The sequence below is a fragment of the Nonomuraea fuscirosea genome (assembly GCF_003001935.1).
Classification (GTDB): domain Bacteria; phylum Actinomycetota; class Actinomycetes; order Streptosporangiales; family Streptosporangiaceae; genus Nonomuraea; species Nonomuraea fuscirosea.
Genome location: NZ_PVNG01000023.1, coordinates 212,421 through 231,742 on the forward strand (window position 1 = coordinate 212,421; position 19,322 = coordinate 231,742).

The window sequence follows — 19,322 nt, forward strand, 5'->3', positions numbered from 1 at the left end:
GGAGTCCCGCGCCGGGGCGTGGGAGCCCGTGCGGGCCCCCACGCGTGCGAGCGGAGTCAGCCGAGGCCGTTGGAGGTCAGCCATTCCTTGGCCACGGTCGCGGGCTCGTCCTTGTTGACGGAGATCTTCTGCATCATCTCCAGCAGGGACTCGGTCGTCAGCTTGGCCGAGATGCCGTTCAGGGTCGTCCTGATCGTGTCGTCGACGGAGGCCTTGTGCAGCAGCGGGGTCACGTTCTGGGCGGCGAAGATGTTCTTGGTGTCCTGGAGCGGGACCAGGTCGTTCGCCGTCATCTTGGGGTCGGTGGTGAAGATGTTGCCGACCTGGATGGAGCCGTCCTTGAGCGCGTCGGCCGTGGTCGGCCCGGTGGGCTTCCACTCCTTGAACTCCAGGCCGTACACGTCCTTGAACCTGGCCTCCCACCGCTTCTTGAACTCGGGCGGAGCGCCGACGATCATGTCCTTCGAGACCTTGGCCAGGTCCTCGATGGTGTTCAGCGACTGCTTGGTCTGGGTGTCCTTGGTGACCGAGAGGCTGTCCTTGTCCTCGGCGGGCGAGGAGTCGAGCACCTCCAGCTCGGCCGGCAGTTTCGACTTCAGCGCCGTGTTCACCTCGTCGGTGGTCACGGAGGTGTCCTTCTGGTCCACGAAGGCGAGCAGGTTGCCGTTGTACTCCGGCACGACGGTCAGGCCGCCGCCCTTGACCTGGTCGTAGACGACCTCGCGGCTGCCGATGCGCGGCTTCTCCTCCACCTGCACGCCCTTGGCCTCCAGCGCCTGGGCGTAGATGGAGGCCAGCAGCACGCTCTCGTCGAAGTCGAAGGAGCCGATGACGGCCTTACCTCCAGCGCCCGAAGCCGAGCCGGTGGGGGCCGCGCTCGTCGTGTCGAGCGGATTGCCCCCGGTGCCACCGCTGCCGCCACCGCAGGCGGACAGCGCGAGCATCGCCGAGAGGAGGACCCCCGCGATGCCGTACTTGCGTCTCATGTTGCATTTCCCTTCTAAGCGGGAGGTAATACGGGAGATTATCGGACCTTCGACCGCTGGCTCACCCCCGGTGAGACCGCCACCCTCTGCGCGAGCGCGAACAATACCTGCACCACCAGTGCGAACAGCACAATCAGTACTGAACCCCCGACGACGCTCGCGTAATCCTTGGTCGCGAAACCGTCGATGACATACCGGCCGAGACCGCCCAGCCCCGTGTAGGAGGCGACGGTGGTGGTGGCCACGACCTGGATGGCCGACAGGCGGCAGCCGAGCAGGATCAGCGGCAGCGCCACCGGGACCAGCACCCGGCCGAGAACCTGGCCGCCGCGCAGCCCCATCCCGTACGCGGCGTCGCGCAGCTCGGGATCGACGCCCTTGACGCCCTCGTAGGTGTTGACCAGGATCGGCGGCACCGACAGCAGCACCAGCGGAATGATCACCGGCCAGATCGAGGCCGTGCCCAGCAGCAGCACGAACATCACCAGCAGCCCCAGCGTGGGCAGCGCCCTGGCCAGGTTCGCGGAGATGACCACGAGCACCTCGCCCCGGCCGGTGTGCCCGATCACCAGGCCCAGCGGGACGGCGATCAGCACGGCCAGCAGCAGGGCCAGGGCCGAGAACTCCAGGTGCTCCAGCAGCCGCGCGGGGATGCCGCCGGAGCCGGCCCAGTTGTCGCCGTTGCCGAAGAACTCCACCAGCCAGGCGAAGAAGGAGGTCAGCCAGTTCATGACGCCGTTCCCTTCCTGGCCCGTACCCAGGGTGTGAGCAGCCGCTGGGCCAGGACCAGCAGCCCGTCCGCGACCAGCGCCAGCGCCACGATGAGCACGATGCCGACGATCACCGGCGGCATGAACGGGTTCTGGTAGGCCCGGGTGAACAGCCCGCCGAGCCCGCCCTGCCCGATCAGCGCCCCCACGCTGACCAGGCTGATGCTGGAGACCGCGACCACCCGCATCCCGGCCAGTACCACCGGCACGGCGATCGGCAGCTCCACCTGCAGCAGCCGGCGCAGCGGCGTGAAGCCCATCGCGACGGCCGACTGGCGGACGTGGTCGGGCACCGAGTTCAGCCCGTCCACCACGGCGGGGATCAGCACCGCCATGCCGTAGAAGGTCAGCGGGATGATCACCGTGGTCTGCGAGAGCCCGGTGACCGAGATCAGCAGCATGAAGACGGGCAGCGACGGGAGCGCGTACACGACGTTCATGAAGCCCGAGGTGGGCTGGTAGAGCCAGCGCCAGCGCACGCAGGCCAGGCCCAGCGGCAGCGCCAGGACGAGCGCGAGCACGATCGGCACGAGGGACATCGTGAGGTGGTCGGTCAGCAGGTTGCTGATGCTGTCGACCCGTCCCGTGTCCCAGTTGCGCCCGATCCACTCCCAGATGGAAGGAGGGCCGTCACCCATCTGCGGCCTCCGCCAGCGCCGCGTCCAGGGCCTCCCTGGTGGCCACGCCGACGACCTTGCCGTCACCGTCCACGGCGACGGCGCAACCGGACGGCGACAGCAGCGCGGCGTCGAGGGCCGCGCGCATGCTGTCGCGGCCGTGCACGTAGGTCCCGTACGGCTCCAGCCCGGCCGGGCGCGCGCCGGAGCGCCAGCCCACCGGCCGGCCGTCGCCGGTCACGACCAGCAGCCACGGCTCGGCCGCGCCGTCCCCCGAGTCCCCCGCGTCCTCCGTCACGGTCAGGTCCGTACGGAGCCGCAGCCCCTCGGTGGAGACGAACTGCAGCCGCCTGATCCCCCGGTCGTGCCCGAGGAACTCGCGGACGAAGTCGTCGGCCGGCTCGGACAGCAGCGTCTTGGGGTCGGCCAGCTGCGCCAGCTTGCCGCCCACCCGCAGCACCGCCACCCGGTCGCCGAGCTTGATGGCCTCGTCGATGTCGTGGGTGACGAAGACGATGGTCTTGTTCAGCTCGCTCTGCAGCCTGAGCAGTTCGTCCTGCAGGCTCGTGCGCACGATGGGGTCGACCGCGCTGAACGGCTCGTCCATGAGCAGCACGGGCGGGTCGGCGGCCAGCGCCCTGGCCACGCCCACGCGCTGCTGCTGGCCGCCCGAGAGCTGGAACGGGTAGCGGCCGGCGAAGGCCGGGTCGAGCCCGACCCGCTCCAGCAGCTCCATGGCCCGCGCGCGGGCCTTCTTGCGGTCCCAGCCGAGCAGGTAGGGGACGGTGGCGACGTTGTCGACGATCTTCCGGTGGGGGAAGAGACCGGCCTGCTGGATGACGTAGCCGATGCCGCGCCGCAGCGTCGGCGGGTCGATGTTCTGGACCGGCTCGCCGTCGAGGAGGATCCGTCCCTCGGAGGCGTCGATCATGCGGTTGATCATCCGCAGGGACGTGGTCTTGCCGCAGCCGGACGGGCCGACGAACACGGTGATCTCGCCGGTGGGCGCCTCAAGGCTGAGGTGGTCCACGGCGACCGTTCCGTCCGGATAACGTTTGGTGACAGAGTCGAATGTGATCACGCGCGAACTCTCGCTTCGGGCTTCGGTGGCAGGGCCGCAGCCCCCCTGCCACGACCGCCGCATGATCTCTTGACCCCACACCCTACGGCGACATCCAACCCTCTGTCCTCCTGGGTATTCCTTAAACGCTTCACATGGGGCTGCCAATGACCTGGGATATTCACACTAAATCCGGATCTGGTAGTGCGCCGGACCACGAGGGTTGGCATGATTACCCTGACCATTCCTGACGCATCAGTCCACAAGACGCTGACGCGACCCCTCACCCCCAGAGTCCGCACACTGCAAGAGGACCGACCCCGTGTCTCAGCCGCTCACCGATCAGCGCCAGCGCGCCGAGTTGATCGCAGAGCTCTACGACCTCTATGCCGCCGGGCTGTTCGCGTACTGCGCGGACCAGCTCGGCGACCTCGGCTCTGCGTCCGACGTCCTGGTCACCGTGCTCACCAGCGTCCCGGCCACCGTGCCTCCCCGCGCCGCCATCTACGCCTTCGCCCGCCGCGAGATCCACCGGCGCGACATCACCTACTCCCCGCCCGCCGTCGATCCGCTCATCGACCCGGCCACCGCGCTCGTCGAGCGCTCCCTGCGCGAGCTGCGCCCCCACCACCGCGAGGTGCTCGTCCTGTGCGCCGTGTGCGGGCTGAGCAAGTCCGAGCTGGCCTGGGTGCTGAACGTGGCCCCCGACACCGCGGAAGAGCTGGCCGTGGGCGCGGGACACCGGTTCAGGCGGGCGCTCGGAGCGGCGCTCGCCTCCGCCGGGGCCCGCCTGCCCAAGCCGGTGGCCGACGTCTTCGGCGCGCTCAAGGTCGCGCCGCTGAACGACGTGCTCGGCCGGCTCCCCTGGCCGCAGCCGCCCGGCGCGGTGCGCATCCACTTCGCCGGCTCCCGTACGGCGGCGCCGGGCCCCATGTTCGTCAAGCCCCGCTGGCCCAGCCCGCCCGTCTGGCCGCAGCCGCTGGCCGAGGCGGACCCGGCGACCAGCACGGTGATCTTCCCGCAGGAACTGCTGACGCCTCCCGGCTCGGCGCAGGTCTCCCCGCTGGAGGAGACCACGACCCCGATGCCCAAGCTCGGCCGGCGCACACCGCCCAGCGACATGACGTTGCGCGACCCGCTGGGCTCCACCCGGCCCTTCAGGGACGTGCTGGACTCGCCCGGCATGTTCGGCGACGCGCTGTCCGGTAACCGGCCGCCGGCGCCCGGCCGGGGGGCCGCTGAGCCGGAGCGGCCGTTCTTCATGGCGCCGCCGGAGGCGTCCGCTGCCGATCCGTTCGTGACCGGGGACGTGATCCTGCCGAAGGACGCGCCCGATCCGTACATGACCGGCGACGTCCTCGTGCACCGGGGGCCCGAGCGGGTCGCGCCCCAGCCGGAGGAGTTCCGGCAGCCGCCGACGCCGCTGTTCCAGCGGACCTCACCGCCCGACGAGGCGGCGCCGCTGTTCCAGCCACGCGCGAAGCCCGCCACCGGCGCCGCCGCCGAGCCGTCCCTCCGGCCTTTCGCCGGACCCGCCACCGGATCCGACGCCCGGCCTTCCGCCGGGCGCGCCGGTTGGCCCGCCGACGTGCTCGACGACGGGCCCGCTCAGGGGTTCCTCCGTGGCCCCGCCGCCAAGCCCGCCACCAGATCCGCCGCCGCGCCCGCCGACGGGCCCGCGGCCCGATCCGCCGGCGCGCCCGCTCTCAGGCCGGTCGCCAAGCCCGTCGCGAAGCCGGCCACCCGGCCTGCCGCCAAGCCCGCTGGCAAGCCCGGCGCCAAGCCCGTGGAGGAGCCCGTCTACCGGCTGCCCGGCCGGCGCGACGAGCCGCGGCGGGAAGAGCCGCGGCGCGAGACCCCCAAGCGGCCCGAGTCGGTGCTGGCGCCGCGCCCGGTGCGGGCCCGTCCCGTCCCCAAGCGGCGGCCCGACAACGGCCGCCCGCCGAAGATGGTCCGCCGCAAGAAGGATCACCACTACGACTGGATCTGGGAGGCCGTCGGCTTCCTGCTCTGCGTCGCCATCGCGATGATCGTCTTCTTCTCCATGCCGATCTTCACCGGCCCCTGACCCCCTCGCGGGGGCCGGGGGGCCCGGCTAAGGGTCACGTCAGGGCGGCCACGTCGAGATGGGCCACCCGGGCCGGGTCGGCCAGGATGTCGACGGAGCGGATCCGGCCGTCCACGACCGTCAGCGCTCCGACGGTGAACGCCCTCCCGTTCCTGGCCAGCAGCACGCCCGCGGCGCCGTTCACCAGCACGGGAAACGCGTAGTCGTACATCTTGCGGAACATGACCGCCTGCTCGGCCACGGTGATCGCGCCGCGCAGCTCGTTCCACGGCATGACCGGCCCGGAGTCGGCGCGCAGCTCCACGTCGGGATGCAGCACCGCCACGAGCGCCTCGAAGTCGCCGTCCCGCGCCGCCGCCAGGAACGCCTCCACCGCCGCCCGCTGCCGCGACAGGTCCGGGTCCGGCCGCTCGCCGGCGGCTCCGCGCACGCGGCGGCGGGCCCGGCTGGCCAGCTGCCGGGTGGCGGCGGAGGTGCGGCCGATGACGGCGGCGATCTCGTCGAAGGGCACCGCGAACATGTCGTGCAGCACGAACGCCAGCCGCTCGGTCGGCTCCAGCCGCTGCAGCACGACGAGCAGCGCGAACCCCACCGAGTCGGCCAGCAGCGCCTCCTGCTCGGGGTCCATGCCGTCGGCCCGGCTCACCACCGGATCGGGCAGGCGCTCCTCCAGCGGCTCCTCGCGGCGGGTCTCGCGGGAGCGCAGCATGTTGAGGCAGACGCGGGCCACGACCGTGGTGAGCCAGCCGCCCAGGTTCACGACGTCGCCGGTGTCGGCCCGGTTGAGCCTGAGCCACGCCTCCTGGACGGCGTCGTCGGCCTCGCTCACCGAGCCGAGCATCCGGTACGCGACGGCCCGCAACCGGCCGCGATGCGCCTCGAAGACGGCGGTCAGGGATTCGTTGTCGTGCATCTGTCACATTCCTCGGGGTGGGTCTCATCACTGTGACCCGTGAAACCGGACTGATGTGACATCGGCGCACCCGGGATCTCCCGCGCTCCCGGTGCTCAGTCGGACGACAGGATCAGGCCGCTCGTCGGGACGCCGGTCCCGGCCGTCACGAGGACGTTCGTGACGTTCTGCAGCTGGTTGGCGGCGGTTCCTCTGATCTGGCGCACGGCCTCGGCGATGCCGTTCATGCCGTGGATGTACGCCTCCCCGAGCTGCCCTCCGTGCGGGTTGACCGGCAGGCGGCCGTCCAGCTCGATGCCGCCGTCCCGGACGAAGCCCGGCGCCTCGCCGCGCCCGCAGAAGCCGAGCTCCTCCAGCTGGGTCAGCACGAACGGGGTGAAGTGGTCGTACAGGATGGCGGTGCGGATGTCGGCGGGCGACAGCCCCGACGTCTCCCACAGCCGGCGGCCGACCACCGACATCTCCGGCAATCCGCTCATGTCATCGCGGTAGTAGCTGGTCATCATCATCTGCCCCGCGCCCGCCCCCTGCGCCGCGGCCGTGATCACGGCCGGAGACCTGCGCAGGTCGCGGGCGCGTTCGGTCGAGGTCACGACCAGCGCCACCGCCCCGTCGCTCTCCTGGCAGCAGTCGAGCAGGTGCAGCGGCTCCGCGATCCAGCGCGACTCCTGGTGCTCGGCCAGCGTGATGGGCCGCCCGTGGAACCAGGCGGCGGGATTGGTGGCGGCGTGCCTGCGCATGGCCACGGCGACCCGGCCGAAGTCCTCGGAGGTGGCGTCGTGGACGTGCATGTAGCGGCGGGCGAACATGGCCACCCAGGCGGCCGGGGTCATCAGCCCGTACGGCACGTGCCAGCTCATCTCCAGCCCCTGCGAGGTCGGCTGGCCGGTCAGCCCGGCGTTCGGCTGGCCGAAGCGGCGGCCCGAGCGCTCGTTGAAGGCCCGGTAGCAGACCACCGTCTCCGCCATGCCGGTGGCCACGGCCATGGCCGCGTGCGCGACGGTGCCGCAGGCCGCGCCGCCGCCGTACTCGACCCGGGAGAAGAAGGTCAGGTCGCCGATCCCCGTCTCCCTGGCCACGGCGATCTCCTGGTTGGCATCCTGGGTGTAGGTGACCAGGCCGTCCACGTCGCCGGGCGACAGGCCCGCGTCGTCCAGCGCGGCGAGCACGGCCTCCGCGGCGAGCCGCAGCTCCGTCCGTCCTGACTCCTTGCTGAACTCGGTGGCGCCGATGCCCGCGATGGCGGTGCTTGCCCGCACTACGACTCCTCGGGGGTGAAGGTGACGGTCGCGGTGGCGTGGTCGCCGAGGCTCACCCGGCCGCGCACCTCGACCGTGAGCCGGTCGTCCGCGCCCGCCACGACCGTCCCGGTGAAGGTGAGCCGGTCGCCCGCGTACGCGGGGACGCCGAGCTTGACGTCGATACTCCTGATGACGGCCCGCGGGCCCGCCCAGTCGGTGACGTAACGCTCGACCAGCCCCATGGTGGTCAGGATGTTGAGGAAGATGTCCTTCGAGCCCTGGGCGCGGGCGAGCGCCGTGTCGTGGTGCACGGGCGTGAAGTCCCTGGTGGCCAGGGCGGTGGAGATGACCACGGTGGGCGTGAGCTCGATCGACAGCTCGGGCAGCGCGGTGCCGATCATGATTCCTCCGGCGCCCACACGGGCAAAACGAGCCGGTCGTCCATCGCACGGTACGTCACTTTCAGCCGCATCCCGATCTCCACTTCCCCGATGGGGCAGTCCACGACGTTGCCCACGATCCGTACGCCCTCCGGCAGCTCCACCACTCCCACCACGAACGGCGTCGCGCGTCCCGGCACGGGCGGATGGTGGTGCACGACGTAGCTGTAGAGGGTTCCCGCGCCGCTCGCGACCGTGTGCGAGCGGTTGGCCGAGCGGCAGCGCGAGCACATCGGGCCGGGCGGGTGGCGCAGCTCGCCGCAGTCGGCGCAGCACTGGATGCGCAGTTCCTCCTGCTTCGCGCCTTCCCAGAAGAACGCCGTGTCCTGGTTGACGGCGGGCTGGAGCGGATAAGGGGGCCGCCTTTCCGGCTCGGGTTCTCTGGGGCGGAACTTGAGCACGCGGAACATCATCTCGGCCACCGGCTCGTCGCCGTCGCCGTACCAGGTGACGTTCCAGGTGGCGAAGAAGCCGACGCCGAGCGCGGTGCGCTTCGGGCCGGCCAGGCCGGTGAGGCGGGTGGCCGGGGTCAGCAGCTCCCCGACGCGGGCGTAGCGGTGGTAGGTCTGCTCGCAGTTCGTCGCCACCACGCCCGTGTAGCCGCTGCCGTTGAGCGCGGCCAGCAGGTCGTCCACCGGCGAGCGGTTCTGCCCGGCGCCCTGCATGGTCCACACCTGGGCCATCGCGGGCGGGGCGAGACCCTGGTCGAGGTAGGCCGGGTTCGTGTCGCCCATGGCGGTCAGCCAGTGCCTGATCATGGGGACGTTCACCGGGTCGGGGGCGGGCGCGCCGCGCATCTCGCCCAGCGCCACCTGCTTGCCCGCCAGCTCGTGCAGCTCCTCGTCCGTCATCGGGGCGGCCTCGGGAGGTTCAGGCCGAGCATGGCGATCAGCTCCCGCTGCACCTCGTTCACGCCGCCGCCGAACGTCAGCACCACCGCGCCCTTCACGCCGTGGTCCACCCGGTCGAGCAGCTCGGCGGTCTCCGGGTCGGACGGGTCGGCGTACCTGGCCAGGATGTCCCCGACGATCCGGCCGGCCTCCTGCATGCGCTCCGAGCCGTAGATCTTGGTGGCCGACGCGTCGGGCGCGCCCAGCCAGCCGAGGTCCATGTTGGCCGCCACCTGCCAGTTGAGCAGCTCGTTCGTACGGAAGGCCGCCCACACCCCGGCCAGCGCCCTGCGTACGTCCGGCTCGGCGTCCAGCCCCGTGCGGCGGGCCCAGGCGCGGAAGCGGTCGTAGGTCTGGGCCAGGTTGCCGGCCGGGCCGAGCGTCACGCGTTCGTGGTTGAGCTGGTTGACGATCAGGTCCCAGCCCTTGTTCACCTCCCCGACCACCATGTCCACCGGGACCCGGACGTCGGAGTAGTAGGTCGCGTTGGTGTGGTGGCGGCCGTCCATGGTCACGATCGGGGTCCACGAGTAGCCGGGATCGTCCGTGGAGACGATCATCATGGTGATGCCCTTGTGCTTCTTGGCGTCCGGATCGGTGCGGGCGGCGAGCCAGATGTACTGGGCGTAGTGGGCGCCGCTGGTGAAGATCTTCTGGCCGTTGACGACGTAGTGGTCGCCGTCCAGCACCGCCGTCGTCCGCAGCGAGGCCAGGTCGGTGCCGGCCTCCGGCTCGCTGTAGCCGATCGCGAAGTGGCACTCGCCGGCCAGGATGCGCGGCAGGAAGAACTCCTTCTGCTCGGGCGTCCCGTACTGCATGATCGTGGGACCGACCGTCTGCACCGTGATGATGGGGTACGGCACCGCGGCGCGGGCTATCTCGTTGGCGAAGATCTGCTGCTCCAGGGGGCCGTGGCCGCCTCCGCCGTACTCCTTGGGCCAGCCCAGCCCCAGCTTGCCGTCCCGGCCGAGGCGGCGGCAGTGCTCCATGTACGCCTCGCCGAACGGATCCTCGGCGATCTTCGCGCGGTCGTCGGCGGTGAGACAGTTCCTGAAGTACTCGCGCAGCTCGTCGCGGAGCGCTCGCTGCTCGGGGGTCAGGTCGATGAGCATCAGACGAGCGCTCCGATCAGGTCGAGCTGGGCGTCGGCGCCGCCGAGCAGGTGGGACAGGTGCTTGGCCTGGGCGAAGTAGCGGTGCAGCGGGTAGGTCACGTCCAGCCCGAGCCCGCCGTGCAGGTGCTGACAGGTGTGCAGGGCCGTGACGGCCTCGCTCACGTGGTACGCGGCCAGCGCCAGGTCCTCCTCGGCCGGCAGCCCCTCCCCCAGCCGCCACAGCCCCGACCACATGGCCACGTCCAGGGCCCGGCCGGCGATGTAGACGTCGGCGATCTGCATCGTGACGGCCTGGAACTCGGCCAGCGCCCGCCCGAACTGCTTGCGGGTCCTGATGTAGGACGTGGTCAGCTCCAGTGCCCCGGCCAGGACGCCGCCGGCCTGAGCCGCCACCGCGCCGGTGAGGATCAGCCGGGCGTCCCGCACCGCCTCGGGCCCCGCCACGCGCTCGGCGGGGGTGCCGTCCAGCACGATCGTGCCCGCGGGCTCGCCCGTGGAGGTGAACTCGGGCCGTGTGGGCGGGGAGTCCAGCAGGAAGAGCCCCTGATCGGCGGAGACCAGCACCGCCTCCCCCGGATACGGCACCGACACCTTCCGCCCGCTCAACCGCCACCCGTCACCGTCGGGACTCGCGGTGGTCTGAGACGGTCCTGACGGGGACGCGCCTGGCGCGGACGGACCTTGCGGGGACGAGCCTTGCGGAGGCGGGCCTTGCGGAGGCGGGCCTTGCGGGAGCGGGTCTTGCGGGAGCGGGTCGGACAGGGCGCGGCCGGGTTCGCGCAGGGCGAGCGTGATCCGGCCGGCGCAGCGCCGTTGCTGGTCGGCGCTGCCGTGGCGGGCCAGGGTCAGCGTGCCCGCCAGCGTCGCCAGCGCGGGAACGGCGGCCGCCCGCGCCCCCACCTCACGCAGCACCACGCCCATCTCCACCGGCCCGAGCCCCGCGCCGCCCGCCTCCTCCGGCACGCACACGCCCATCAGCCCGGCCTGCCAGAGCCGTTCCTCGTCCCCTTCCCTGGCGAGGACCTCGGCGGCCAATTTCTTCAGATCCTGCTGGGTTTCGTCCAGGTTGAAATCCACTACGTCTCCAAGAGGTGTTGCCTGCCGTGCCGTACGAACTCCTCCTCGATCGCCTTCACGTCCGCGTCGGCGAGCGGCCTGAAGCCTCCGGAGCCGCGCCACCAGATCGGGTCCTCCGTGCGCCACGCCTCGCGGGCGAGACGGCGCTTGACGACCTTGTGCGAGGCCGTCTGCGGCAACTCCCCGCAGACGCGGACGTATCGGGGCATCGACTTGGCCCCCAGGTCGCGGCGGGCGGCCAGGAAGGCGGCGAAGGCGCCGGGGTCGAAGCTCTCCTCCAGCACGAGCGCCGCCATGACCTGGTCACCGGCCGCCGCGTCGGGCACCGGGTACACCGCCGCCTCCACCACCCCGGCGAACTCCCGCAGCGCGGCCTCGATGGGGGCCACGGCCAGGTTCTCGCCGTCCACGCGCAGCCGCTCGGTGCCCCGGCCGGCGAAGTACACGTAGCCGTCCGCGTCCGAGTAGGCCAGGTCGCCGGACCAGAACGCGCCGTCCCTGATCCGCTCCGCGTCCGCCGCCGGGTCGTTGTAGTAGCCGTCGAACAGCCCGAGCCCCGCCGTGTTGACCAGCTCGCCGACGGCCTCCTCCGGGTTGAGCAGCCGGCCGTCCTCGATCCGGCCCGGCGGGCAGGGCCGGCCGGTGAAGGGGTCGAGGATCCGTACGCCGCCGGGCAGGCGGCCGAGGCAGCCCGGCGGTCCCGACGGGTCGGGGGTGAGCGAGATGGCGGTCTCGGTGGATCCGAAGGCGTCGATGACCAGGCAGCCGAACCGCTCCCCGAACCTCCTGATCGCCACCGCGCTGCCCTCGTTCCCGAAGGCGATCTTGAGCGGGTTGTCGGCGTCATCGGGGCGTTCCTGGGTCGCCAGCACGTAGGAGAGCGCCTTGCCGACGTAGTGGAGGTACGTGCCGCCGTACCGCCGCAGGTCGGGCAGCAGTCCCGAGGCCGAGAAGCGCCGCCGCAGCACCAGCGACGCCCCCGAGGCGACCGCCGGGGCGTAGGCGGCCATGAGGGCTCCGGAGTGGAACAGCGGCATCGAGCAGTAGACGACGTCCTGGGGCGTGAGCATCGCCGCCAGGCTGACTCCGGGGACGGCGAGCTTGCGCTGGGTGATGCGGACGGCGCGGGGCTGCCCCGAGGTCCCGGAGGTGAAGATCAGCATCACCAGAGCCCCCGCCTCCGGCGCCTCGCCAGACCGACCCGCGGCTTCGGCGTCCGGGACGGCGCCCTCTGACGGCCCGGCGTCCGGTGCGGTCGTTCCCGTGGCCTGGGCGTCCGGTTCGACGTTCGGATCCGCGTCCGGCTCGGGGGCGGTCAGCAGGGTGAGGGGCAGTTCGGGGACGCCCAGCTCTCGCGACAGCCGCTGTGCCACGTCCCGGTAGGGGTCGTCCGCGAGCAGCAGGGTCACGTCCGTCGCGCGGGCGTCACGGGCCAGCTCGGCGGCCGACCGGGTGGGATTGAGCGCGACCACCACGTGCCCGGCCAGCGCCGCGCCGCCGATGAGGACCACCATGCCGGGAACGTTCTCGCTGAGCACCCCCACGTGCGTGCCGGCCCCGCGCCCGGACAGCCAGGCTCCGGCCGCCCGGCAGGCGGCGACGTGCTCGCGCCACGACCACACCCGCTCTTCGAACACGAGCCCGGGCCCGTCGTCCCCGGCCCGCGCGAGCAGCAGGGAGGCGAGCGTGTCCGCGGTCATCGCTCCTCCAGCAAGCGCTTGGTAAGCCACCCCGCAAACTAGAACAGATTCTAAAAGCTGTCCAGCACGAGCACGTGTCGATAGGTGGGGATATATCCGTGTAACGCCGTAGACATGGGGCGATAGGGCTCGTTTGTGACCCGCGAGTAACAAGCCGCGTTATCGAGAAATCAGATAACGTGTTCTCATGCGTACCACGCACGTGCCCGTGCCGCCTCCCGCCAGCGACACCGAGGGGACCATGGAGAGCCACCCAGCACCGGGCGGGCACAGCGTCCGTACGCGCAGCCAGCACCAACGCCGCAAGCGCATCGTGCAGGCCGCCGCGGCGCTGGCATCGAGGGGCGGCGTCGAGGCGATGCAGATGCGTACGGTCGCCGAGCGCGCGGGCGTGGCGCTTGGCACGCTCTATCGATACTTTCCCTCCAAGATGGACCTCGTCGTCGCCGTCGTGGGCGAGGAGATCGACCTGCTGGAGAGCAGCATCGAACGCCGCCCGCCCGGGGCGGCCACACCGTCGAGCCGGGCGGTCGACGTGCTCATGCGGGCCACCCGGGGACTGATGCGCGAGCCCGAGCTGGCCGACGCGCTCATCCGGTCGCTGATCATGGCCGAGGTGCAGACCCCGTTCGGCGACCGCATGACCGGGCTGCTGCTGCGCGTCTCGGCCGACGGGCTGTCGCTGGAGGAGGCCAGCGAGGAGCAGACCGACCTCGCGGGGTCGCTGGCGAGCGTGTGGGTGCAGGAGCTGCTGGAGATGTTGCGGGGGCGGCGCACGTACGACCAGATCCAGCGCCGCATCGAAACCGCCGCCGCCCGCCTCCTCGCCGACATCTGACCACCCGGCGCGCCGGCATCGTGCGGTCGGCCGAACGGAAAGTCCACACGCCGATTTCCCGCGTGTGGACGAAATGAAGCCGTTCTGTCAGTGGCACCGTCTATACAGAGATGTATGACCGACAAGCCGACGAACGAGGATTTCCTCCGGCTGGCTGATCCGATGCGGCGCGAGCTGCTGGCCCACTGTTACCGCATGATGGGTTCGGTGCACGACGCCGAGGACCAGGTGCAGGAGACCTATCTGCGCGCGTGGCGGGCGTACGACGGGTTCGAGGGGCGTTCCTCGTTGCGTACGTGGCTCTATCGCATCGCCACCACCACGTGCCTGACCGCGCTCGACAACCGCTCCCGGCGCCCACTGCCGACGGGCCTGGGCGCGCCGAGCACCGAGGCGAGCGCGCCGCTGGCGCAGGACGGCGAGGTGCCGTGGCTGGAGCCCGCACCCGACGCCATGACGGGCGTCGGCGCCGACGACCCGGCCGCCGTCGTGACCTCGCGCGAGAGCGTCAGGCTGGCCCTGATCGCGGCCTTGCAGCACCTGCCGCCGCGGCAGCGGGCGGTGCTGGTCCTGCGCGACGTGCTCAGGTGGAAGGCCGCCGAGGTGGCCGAGGCGGTCGGCATCTCGACCGCGGCCGTCAACAGCATCCTCCAGCGGGCCCGCGCCCAGCTCAGCGAGGTCTCGCCCCACCTGGACGACCCGGTGGAGCCGCTCACGACCGAGCAGCAGGCCCATCTGGAACGCTATGTCGCGGCGTTCGAAAACTATGACGTCGACGGGCTCGTCCACCTGTTCACCGAGGACGCGATCTGGGAGATGCCGCCGTTCGTCGGGTGGTATCAGGGGCCGGAGGCGATCGCCGAGCTCACCAGGATCCACTGCCCCGCCCAGGGGCCCGGCGATCTCAAGCTGGTGCCGATCGCCGCCAACGGGCAGCCGGCCTTCGCCGTCTACCACCGCGCCGACGGCGTCTACGGCCAGTTCGCGATCATGGTGGTGACGTTCAGCGGCGACCGGGTCGGCCATGTCGGCATGTTCTTCGAGGAGTCGCTGTTCGAGACGTTCGGGATGCCGGCCAAGTGGGAGGGTTCCGAAACAAAGTAGAACGCGTTACAGTCGCGCCAGAGCATCGTTCTGGAGGCGGCTATGAGCACCCCTGTGATCGTCGAGGCCGTACGTTCCCCGATCGGCAAGCGGGCCGGCTGGCTCTCCGAGCTCAAACCGCAACAGGTTCTGGCCGGCACGCTGAACGGGCTCGTCGAGCGCTCGGGCATCGACCCCGCGATCGTGGACCAGGTCTTCACCGGCTGCGTCACCCAGGCCGGCGAGCAGGGCGGTCATGTCGGCCGGCACGCGTGGCTGTACGCGGGGCTGCCGTACCAGACCGGTGTCACCACCGTCGACGCCCAGTGCGGCTCCTCGCAGCAGGCCGTGCACCTGGCGGCGGCGCTGATCCGCGCGGGCGTGATCGAGGTGGGCGTCGGGTGCGGCGTCGAGGTCATGAGCCGGGCGCCGCTGGGCAGCAACGTGCGGCCCGCGCGCCCCAGGCCCGACGACTGGGCCATCGACCTGCCTGACCAGTTCACCGCCGCGGAACGCATCGCCAAGCGGCGGGGGCTCACCCGGGAACGGCTCGACTGGTTCGGCGCGCGTTCCCAGCGACTGGCCGCCAAGGCATGGGCCGACGGGCGGTTCGAGCGGGAGATCGTCCCGATCGGCGACGTACGCAGGGACCAGGGCCTGCGCGAGACCAGCGCCGAGGGCCTGGCCAAGCTGAAGCCGGTGATCGAGGACGGCCTGCACACGGCCGGCACCTCCTCGCAGATCTCCGACGGCGCGTCGGCCGTGCTGGTCATGAGCGAACAGGCCGCACGGCGGCACGGCCTGCGCCCCCGCGCCCGGATCCTGGCGCAGGCGCTGGTCGGGGCCGAGCCGTACTACCACCTGGACGGGCCCGTCGACGCCACCGCCAAGGTGCTGGCGTCGGCCGGCATGACGATGGGCGACCTCGACCTGTTCGAGGTGAACGAGGCGTTCGCCGCGGTCGTCCTGTCCTGGGCCGCCGTACACGAACCCGACCTCGACCGCGTCAACGTCAACGGCGGCGCCATCGCCCTCGGCCACCCGGTGGGCGCCACCGGCGCCCGCCTGATCACCACGGCTCTGCACGAACTGGAACGCTCGGACTCGGCGACGGCACTGGTCACGATGTGCGCGGGCGGAGCCCTCGCCACGGCAACCATCCTGGAACGAATCGCCTGACCACCCGCCCACCCCTGTTCACGTTGACCCGCATCCACCCGGCCCCATGCCCTTGGCCAATCGATCACCCCCGACCAACCACCCACCCGGCCCTTCCCCCCGACCGATCACGCCCGGTCAACCGCACACCCTTGCCTAACCGATCACACCCGATCGACCCCGCCCCTTTCACGATGAACCGCGCCCGGCCCGCGATCCGCCGACCCACCCACGTCCCACCACAGCCGACCGACCACCACCCGGCCCTTCCACGAAGCACCACACCCGCCTGCCACGCGCCCCAGCCCTGTCACGAAGGACCGCGCCCGACCTGTCACCTGCCTGACTCACCCACGTCTCATCACAACCGGCCAACCACCTGCCCGACCCCTCTCATGAAGGACCGCGATCCGCCTGCCACGCGTCCGATGCCTTTCATGACCGATCACCGCCATGTCACCATCGGTCAGGCCGATTCACGATCAGGGCCGAACGACCGCGTACGCATCCCCCCACGATCGATTCCGGCCGGATGACCGCACACCGACCCACTTCACGATCGACACCAGCTAATTGACCGCCCACACGCCCGACCCTTCTCGACCGAGCGACCGAGCGACCGCAGATTGACCGATCACAAGCCCGGCCGACCGCAGGGCGACGGACGTCCACTCGCCCGGCCCCTTCCACGATCGACAGCGGACCGGCGGCTGGTCGACAATCGTCGAACTCACCCACCCAGTTCACAATCACGGCCGGTGACGCGCATACTCGCCGGAGCACATACCGACATCGGGGGACAAATGAAGACCAGGCGCAGGCCGTACGCCGAGCAGCGGCCGCAGGATGTCGGCGGCGGGGTTTGGAGCGTGCCGGTGCCGATTCCCGGCAACCCGCTCGGCTACACCCTCGTCTACGCCGTCGAGTCGCCCAAGGGCCCCGTACTGATCGACGCGGGCTGGAACCACCCCGACGCCTGGGAGGCGCTCAGCGGCGGGCTCGGGGCGCTGGGGCTGGACGTGAGCGCGGTGCGTGGGGTGGTTGTCACCCATTTCCACCCCGACCACGCGGGGCTGGCCGGACAGGTCAGGGAGGTGTCCGGCGCGTGGATCGCCATGCACGAGGCCGACGCCGCGCTCGTACGGATGATCAACGAGTACGAGGCCGACGCGCAGGCCGACATGCAGGCCGACATGCTGAGGCGCGCCGGAGCCGACCCCGCCGAGGCCGCGCAGGCCGTGGGCGAGCGTCCGGTCCCGCCGGCCCAGCCCGACCGCGTGCTGCGTGACGGCGACCTGGTCGACCTGCCGGGCCGCAAGCTGCGCGCCCTGCACACCCCCGGCCACACGCCGGGCCACATCTGCCTGCATCTCGAAGACGCCGACCGCCTGTTCACCGGCGACCACGTCCTACCCGACATCACACCCCACGTCGGGATTTATCCGTATGACAGGGACGACATCGATCCGTTGGGCGACTTCCTGGACTCGCTCGACCGCGTGGGCGATCTCGGCCCACTCGACGCCCTCCCCGCCCATGAATGGATATTTCCCGATGTGGCCGCACGAGCCGTCCAGATCCGACACCATCACGAGGAGAAACTCGAACGGCTGCGCGCCCTCCTGGCTCAGCGGCCGCAACCGCTGACCATCTGGGAGGTCGCCTCGATGATGACGTGGAACAGGCCGTGGGAGGACCTGGCCCCCGTGCTGAAAGGCATGGCGGCCGGCGAGGCCGCGGCCCACTTGCGCACGCTGGAGGCCCGGGGCCTGATTTCGCGCGTCACCGGTGTCGAACCTGTCCGCTTCCACGCTCTAGACTCCTAGACATCCGATGTCTAGGGAGAAGAGCGTGGCGGTCACTGACGCGGCCATCGACAAGATCAAGCAGATGATCGTCTCGGGGGAGCTGGCCCCCGGCGACCGGCTGCCGAAGGAGGCCGACCTCGCCGAGCGGCTGGGCCTGTCCCGCAACTCGCTGCGCGAGGCGGTGCGTGCGCTGTCGCTCATCAACGTCCTGGACGTACGCCAGGGCGACGGCACGTACGTCACCAGCCTGGAGCCCCGGCTGCTGCTCGACACGATGTCGTTCGTGCTCGACCTGCACCGCGACGACACGGTGCTGCAGTTCTTCGAGGTCAGGCGCATCCTCGAACCGGCCGCCACGGCGATGGCGACGGAGCAGATGACCGAGACCGACATCGAGGAGCTGCGCGTGATCCTCGAATCCCTGCCCGACCGGCCCACGATCGAGGAGCTGGTGGCCAACGACCTGCAGTTCCACCTGCGGATCGCGCAGGGCTCGGGCAACAGCGTGCTCTGCTCGTTCATCGAGAGCCTCTCGGGCCCGACCACCCGGGCGCGGATCTGGCGGGGGCTCACGCAGGGGGGCGCGATGGAGAAGACGCGGGAGCAGCACACCGCCATCTACGAGGCCATCGCCGCCCGCCAGGCCGACGTGGCCCGCTCCTGGGCGACCGTCCACGTGGCCGGCGTGGAGTCCTGGCTACGCCGAGCCCTCGAACTCGACTGACCCCTCCGGCAGACCACCGCACGGGACTCGCCCGACGACCGAGGGGAACGCCGCCCAGGCACCTCCGACGACCGGACGGCATGCCGCACGGGCGCATCCATGACCGAGCGGAACACCGTACGGGCTGCTCGACGACTGGACGGACGGCGCTACGGGCGCATCCGCTGACCGGGCGATACGCCGTACGGGCTCATCCATAGACGTGCGAAAGGCCGTGCGGACGTACCCCCGATGACCGCGCGGGAGGCGGTGCAAGTTCGCTCGACGACCGGAGGCGACGCCGCACGGGCACATCCGATGACCCGACGGGAGGTGGCTCGGCGACCGGAGGGGACAGCGTACGGGCATTTCCGGTCACCGCACGGGAGGCGGCTCGGATTCGTCCGGCGACCGGAGGGGACAGCGTACGAGCACATCCGATGACCCGACAGGAGGTGGCTCGGGCTCGTCCGGCGACCGGAGGGGACGCCGCACGGGCGCGTCCGATGACCGGCCAGGAGGCGGTGCGGGTTCGCTCGATGTCCGTGGCGGGACGCGATGCGCGCTCGCTCCATGATCGTCGGGAACGCCATCGCCGGCGATCAGCACAGGACCCCGTCCGGCTCGTCGAGGCTTGCATCAACTCCATCCGCCGCGACCCACCGCAACACCGAGAGACCTTGACCCACCGCAGGAAGTGGGCGACCGACCTTCAGCCCATCACCACTCGCCACCCCGTTGTGCCGCCATCCCGACCACAACGCGGGCGTCGGCGACCAGTTGCAGGCCCGACAGCTTGGCGGCGTCGAAGCCGGTGATGTTGAGGTTCACGAACCGGGCGGAGGGGGCGAAGATC

Annotated in this window: 17 protein-coding genes; 6 read left to right on the forward strand and 11 right to left on the reverse strand. The window is 71.2% G+C overall.

The features are described 5' to 3' along the window. Positions 1-56 precede the first annotated feature (56 nt). The 4 genes from B0I32_RS42840 to B0I32_RS42855 are packed head-to-tail and all read right to left on the reverse strand — an operon-like array spanning position 57 to position 3,454. A complete protein-coding gene (locus B0I32_RS42840) occupies positions 57-986 on the reverse strand; it encodes an ABC transporter substrate-binding protein (protein WP_106249458.1) in 930 nt (309 codons plus the stop codon). 38 nt (positions 987-1,024) lie between these two features. After that, positions 1,025-1,717, reverse strand: coding sequence for an ABC transporter permease (locus B0I32_RS42845; RefSeq protein ID WP_106249459.1), 693 nt, complete (start codon positions 1,715-1,717; stop codon positions 1,025-1,027). Next, entirely contained in the window at positions 1,714-2,394 is a 681-nt protein-coding gene (locus B0I32_RS42850) for an ABC transporter permease (protein WP_106249460.1), read from the reverse strand. Before B0I32_RS42850 ends, B0I32_RS42845 begins: the two co-directional genes overlap by 4 nt. Continuing rightward, a complete protein-coding gene (locus tag B0I32_RS42855; protein ID WP_106249461.1) occupies positions 2,387-3,454 on the reverse strand; it encodes an ABC transporter ATP-binding protein in 1,068 nt (355 codons plus the stop codon). Before B0I32_RS42855 ends, B0I32_RS42850 begins: the two co-directional genes overlap by 8 nt. A gap of 301 nt (positions 3,455-3,755) precedes the next feature. Between B0I32_RS42855 and B0I32_RS42860 the strand changes: the two genes are divergently transcribed. Further along, on the forward strand, positions 3,756-5,501 hold the full coding sequence (locus B0I32_RS42860) for an RNA polymerase sigma factor (protein WP_106249462.1): 1,746 nt from the start codon (positions 3,756-3,758) through the stop codon (positions 5,499-5,501). Between the two features lie 34 nt (positions 5,502-5,535). On the opposite strand, the gene B0I32_RS42865 is transcribed toward B0I32_RS42860, so the two are convergent. From B0I32_RS42865 to B0I32_RS42895, 7 genes are all read right to left on the reverse strand, one after another. Next, positions 5,536-6,414, reverse strand: a complete 879-nt coding sequence (locus B0I32_RS42865; RefSeq protein ID WP_106249463.1) for a sigma-70 family RNA polymerase sigma factor — start codon at positions 6,412-6,414, stop codon at positions 5,536-5,538. Between the two features lie 95 nt (positions 6,415-6,509). Further along, on the reverse strand, positions 6,510-7,673 hold the full coding sequence (locus B0I32_RS42870; RefSeq protein WP_106249464.1) for a lipid-transfer protein: 1,164 nt from the start codon (positions 7,671-7,673) through the stop codon (positions 6,510-6,512). Next, complete coding sequence (locus tag B0I32_RS42875) at positions 7,673-8,056, reverse strand: MaoC family dehydratase (protein ID WP_106249465.1); 384 nt, start codon at positions 8,054-8,056, stop codon at positions 7,673-7,675. The genes B0I32_RS42870 and B0I32_RS42875 overlap by 1 nt, the downstream gene beginning before the upstream one ends. After that, a complete protein-coding gene (locus B0I32_RS42880; RefSeq protein WP_106249466.1) occupies positions 8,053-8,946 on the reverse strand; it encodes a bifunctional MaoC family dehydratase N-terminal/OB-fold nucleic acid binding domain-containing protein in 894 nt (297 codons plus the stop codon). The genes B0I32_RS42875 and B0I32_RS42880 overlap by 4 nt, the downstream gene beginning before the upstream one ends. Next, the gene (locus tag B0I32_RS42885; protein ID WP_106249467.1) at positions 8,943-10,097 is read right to left on the reverse strand and encodes an acyl-CoA dehydrogenase family protein; all 1,155 of its coding nucleotides are present in this window, start codon (positions 10,095-10,097) and stop codon (positions 8,943-8,945) included. The genes B0I32_RS42880 and B0I32_RS42885 overlap by 4 nt, the downstream gene beginning before the upstream one ends. Further along, positions 10,097-11,176 carry an acyl-CoA dehydrogenase family protein gene (locus B0I32_RS42890; protein ID WP_106249468.1) on the reverse strand — a complete coding sequence of 360 codons (1,080 nt, stop codon included), beginning with the start codon at positions 11,174-11,176 and terminating at the stop codon, positions 10,097-10,099. Before B0I32_RS42890 ends, B0I32_RS42885 begins: the two co-directional genes overlap by 1 nt. After that, positions 11,176-12,876 (reverse strand): AMP-binding protein, encoded by a 1,701-nt coding sequence (locus B0I32_RS42895; RefSeq protein ID WP_106249469.1) that lies wholly within the window; start codon positions 12,874-12,876, stop codon positions 11,176-11,178. The genes B0I32_RS42890 and B0I32_RS42895 overlap by 1 nt, the downstream gene beginning before the upstream one ends. Before the next feature lie 241 nt (positions 12,877-13,117). Between B0I32_RS42895 and B0I32_RS42900 the strand changes: the two genes are divergently transcribed. The 5 genes from B0I32_RS42900 to B0I32_RS42920 all read left to right on the forward strand — a co-directional run bounded on the left by B0I32_RS42900 (position 13,118) and on the right by B0I32_RS42920 (position 18,487). After that, complete coding sequence (locus B0I32_RS42900; protein ID WP_106249514.1) at positions 13,118-13,714, forward strand: TetR family transcriptional regulator; 597 nt, start codon at positions 13,118-13,120, stop codon at positions 13,712-13,714. Positions 13,715-13,828: 114 nt separating this feature from the next. Further along, a complete protein-coding gene (locus tag B0I32_RS42905; protein WP_106249470.1) occupies positions 13,829-14,818 on the forward strand; it encodes a sigma-70 family RNA polymerase sigma factor in 990 nt (329 codons plus the stop codon). A 42-nt stretch (positions 14,819-14,860) separates the two neighbouring features. Then, the gene (locus tag B0I32_RS42910) at positions 14,861-15,976 is read left to right on the forward strand and encodes a steroid 3-ketoacyl-CoA thiolase (protein WP_106249471.1); all 1,116 of its coding nucleotides are present in this window, start codon (positions 14,861-14,863) and stop codon (positions 15,974-15,976) included. 782 nt (positions 15,977-16,758) lie between these two features. Then, entirely contained in the window at positions 16,759-17,781 is a 1,023-nt protein-coding gene (locus B0I32_RS42915) for an MBL fold metallo-hydrolase (protein ID WP_106249472.1), read from the forward strand. Between the two features lie 25 nt (positions 17,782-17,806). Further along, on the forward strand, positions 17,807-18,487 hold the full coding sequence (locus B0I32_RS42920) for a FadR/GntR family transcriptional regulator (RefSeq protein ID WP_106249473.1): 681 nt from the start codon (positions 17,807-17,809) through the stop codon (positions 18,485-18,487). Positions 18,488-19,322: the final 835 nt, after the last annotated feature.

What these genes read in the sequence shown, in the direction of transcription:
- B0I32_RS42875 (WP_106249465.1), bottom strand. Translation starts at nt 8,056, where the DNA reads ATGATCGGCACCGCGCTGCCCGAGCTGTCGATCGAGCTCACGCCCACC.
- B0I32_RS42845 (WP_106249459.1), bottom strand. Translation starts at nt 1,717, where the DNA reads ATGAACTGGCTGACCTCCTTCTTCGCCTGGCTGGTGGAGTTCTTCGGC.
- B0I32_RS42915 (WP_106249472.1), top strand. Translation starts at nt 16,759, where the DNA reads ATGAAGACCAGGCGCAGGCCGTACGCCGAGCAGCGGCCGCAGGATGTC.
- B0I32_RS42885 (WP_106249467.1), bottom strand. Translation starts at nt 10,097, where the DNA reads ATGCTCATCGACCTGACCCCCGAGCAGCGAGCGCTCCGCGACGAGCTG.
- B0I32_RS42865 (WP_106249463.1), bottom strand. Translation starts at nt 6,414, where the DNA reads ATGCACGACAACGAATCCCTGACCGCCGTCTTCGAGGCGCATCGCGGC.
- B0I32_RS42905 (WP_106249470.1), top strand. Translation starts at nt 13,829, where the DNA reads ATGACCGACAAGCCGACGAACGAGGATTTCCTCCGGCTGGCTGATCCG.
- B0I32_RS42910 (WP_106249471.1), top strand. Translation starts at nt 14,861, where the DNA reads ATGAGCACCCCTGTGATCGTCGAGGCCGTACGTTCCCCGATCGGCAAG.
- B0I32_RS42900 (WP_106249514.1), top strand. Translation starts at nt 13,118, where the DNA reads ATGGAGAGCCACCCAGCACCGGGCGGGCACAGCGTCCGTACGCGCAGC.
- B0I32_RS42850 (WP_106249460.1), bottom strand. Translation starts at nt 2,394, where the DNA reads ATGGGTGACGGCCCTCCTTCCATCTGGGAGTGGATCGGGCGCAACTGG.
- B0I32_RS42880 (WP_106249466.1), bottom strand. Translation starts at nt 8,946, where the DNA reads ATGACGGACGAGGAGCTGCACGAGCTGGCGGGCAAGCAGGTGGCGCTG.
- B0I32_RS42895 (WP_106249469.1), bottom strand. Translation starts at nt 12,876, where the DNA reads ATGACCGCGGACACGCTCGCCTCCCTGCTGCTCGCGCGGGCCGGGGAC.
- B0I32_RS42840 (WP_106249458.1), bottom strand. Translation starts at nt 986, where the DNA reads ATGAGACGCAAGTACGGCATCGCGGGGGTCCTCCTCTCGGCGATGCTC.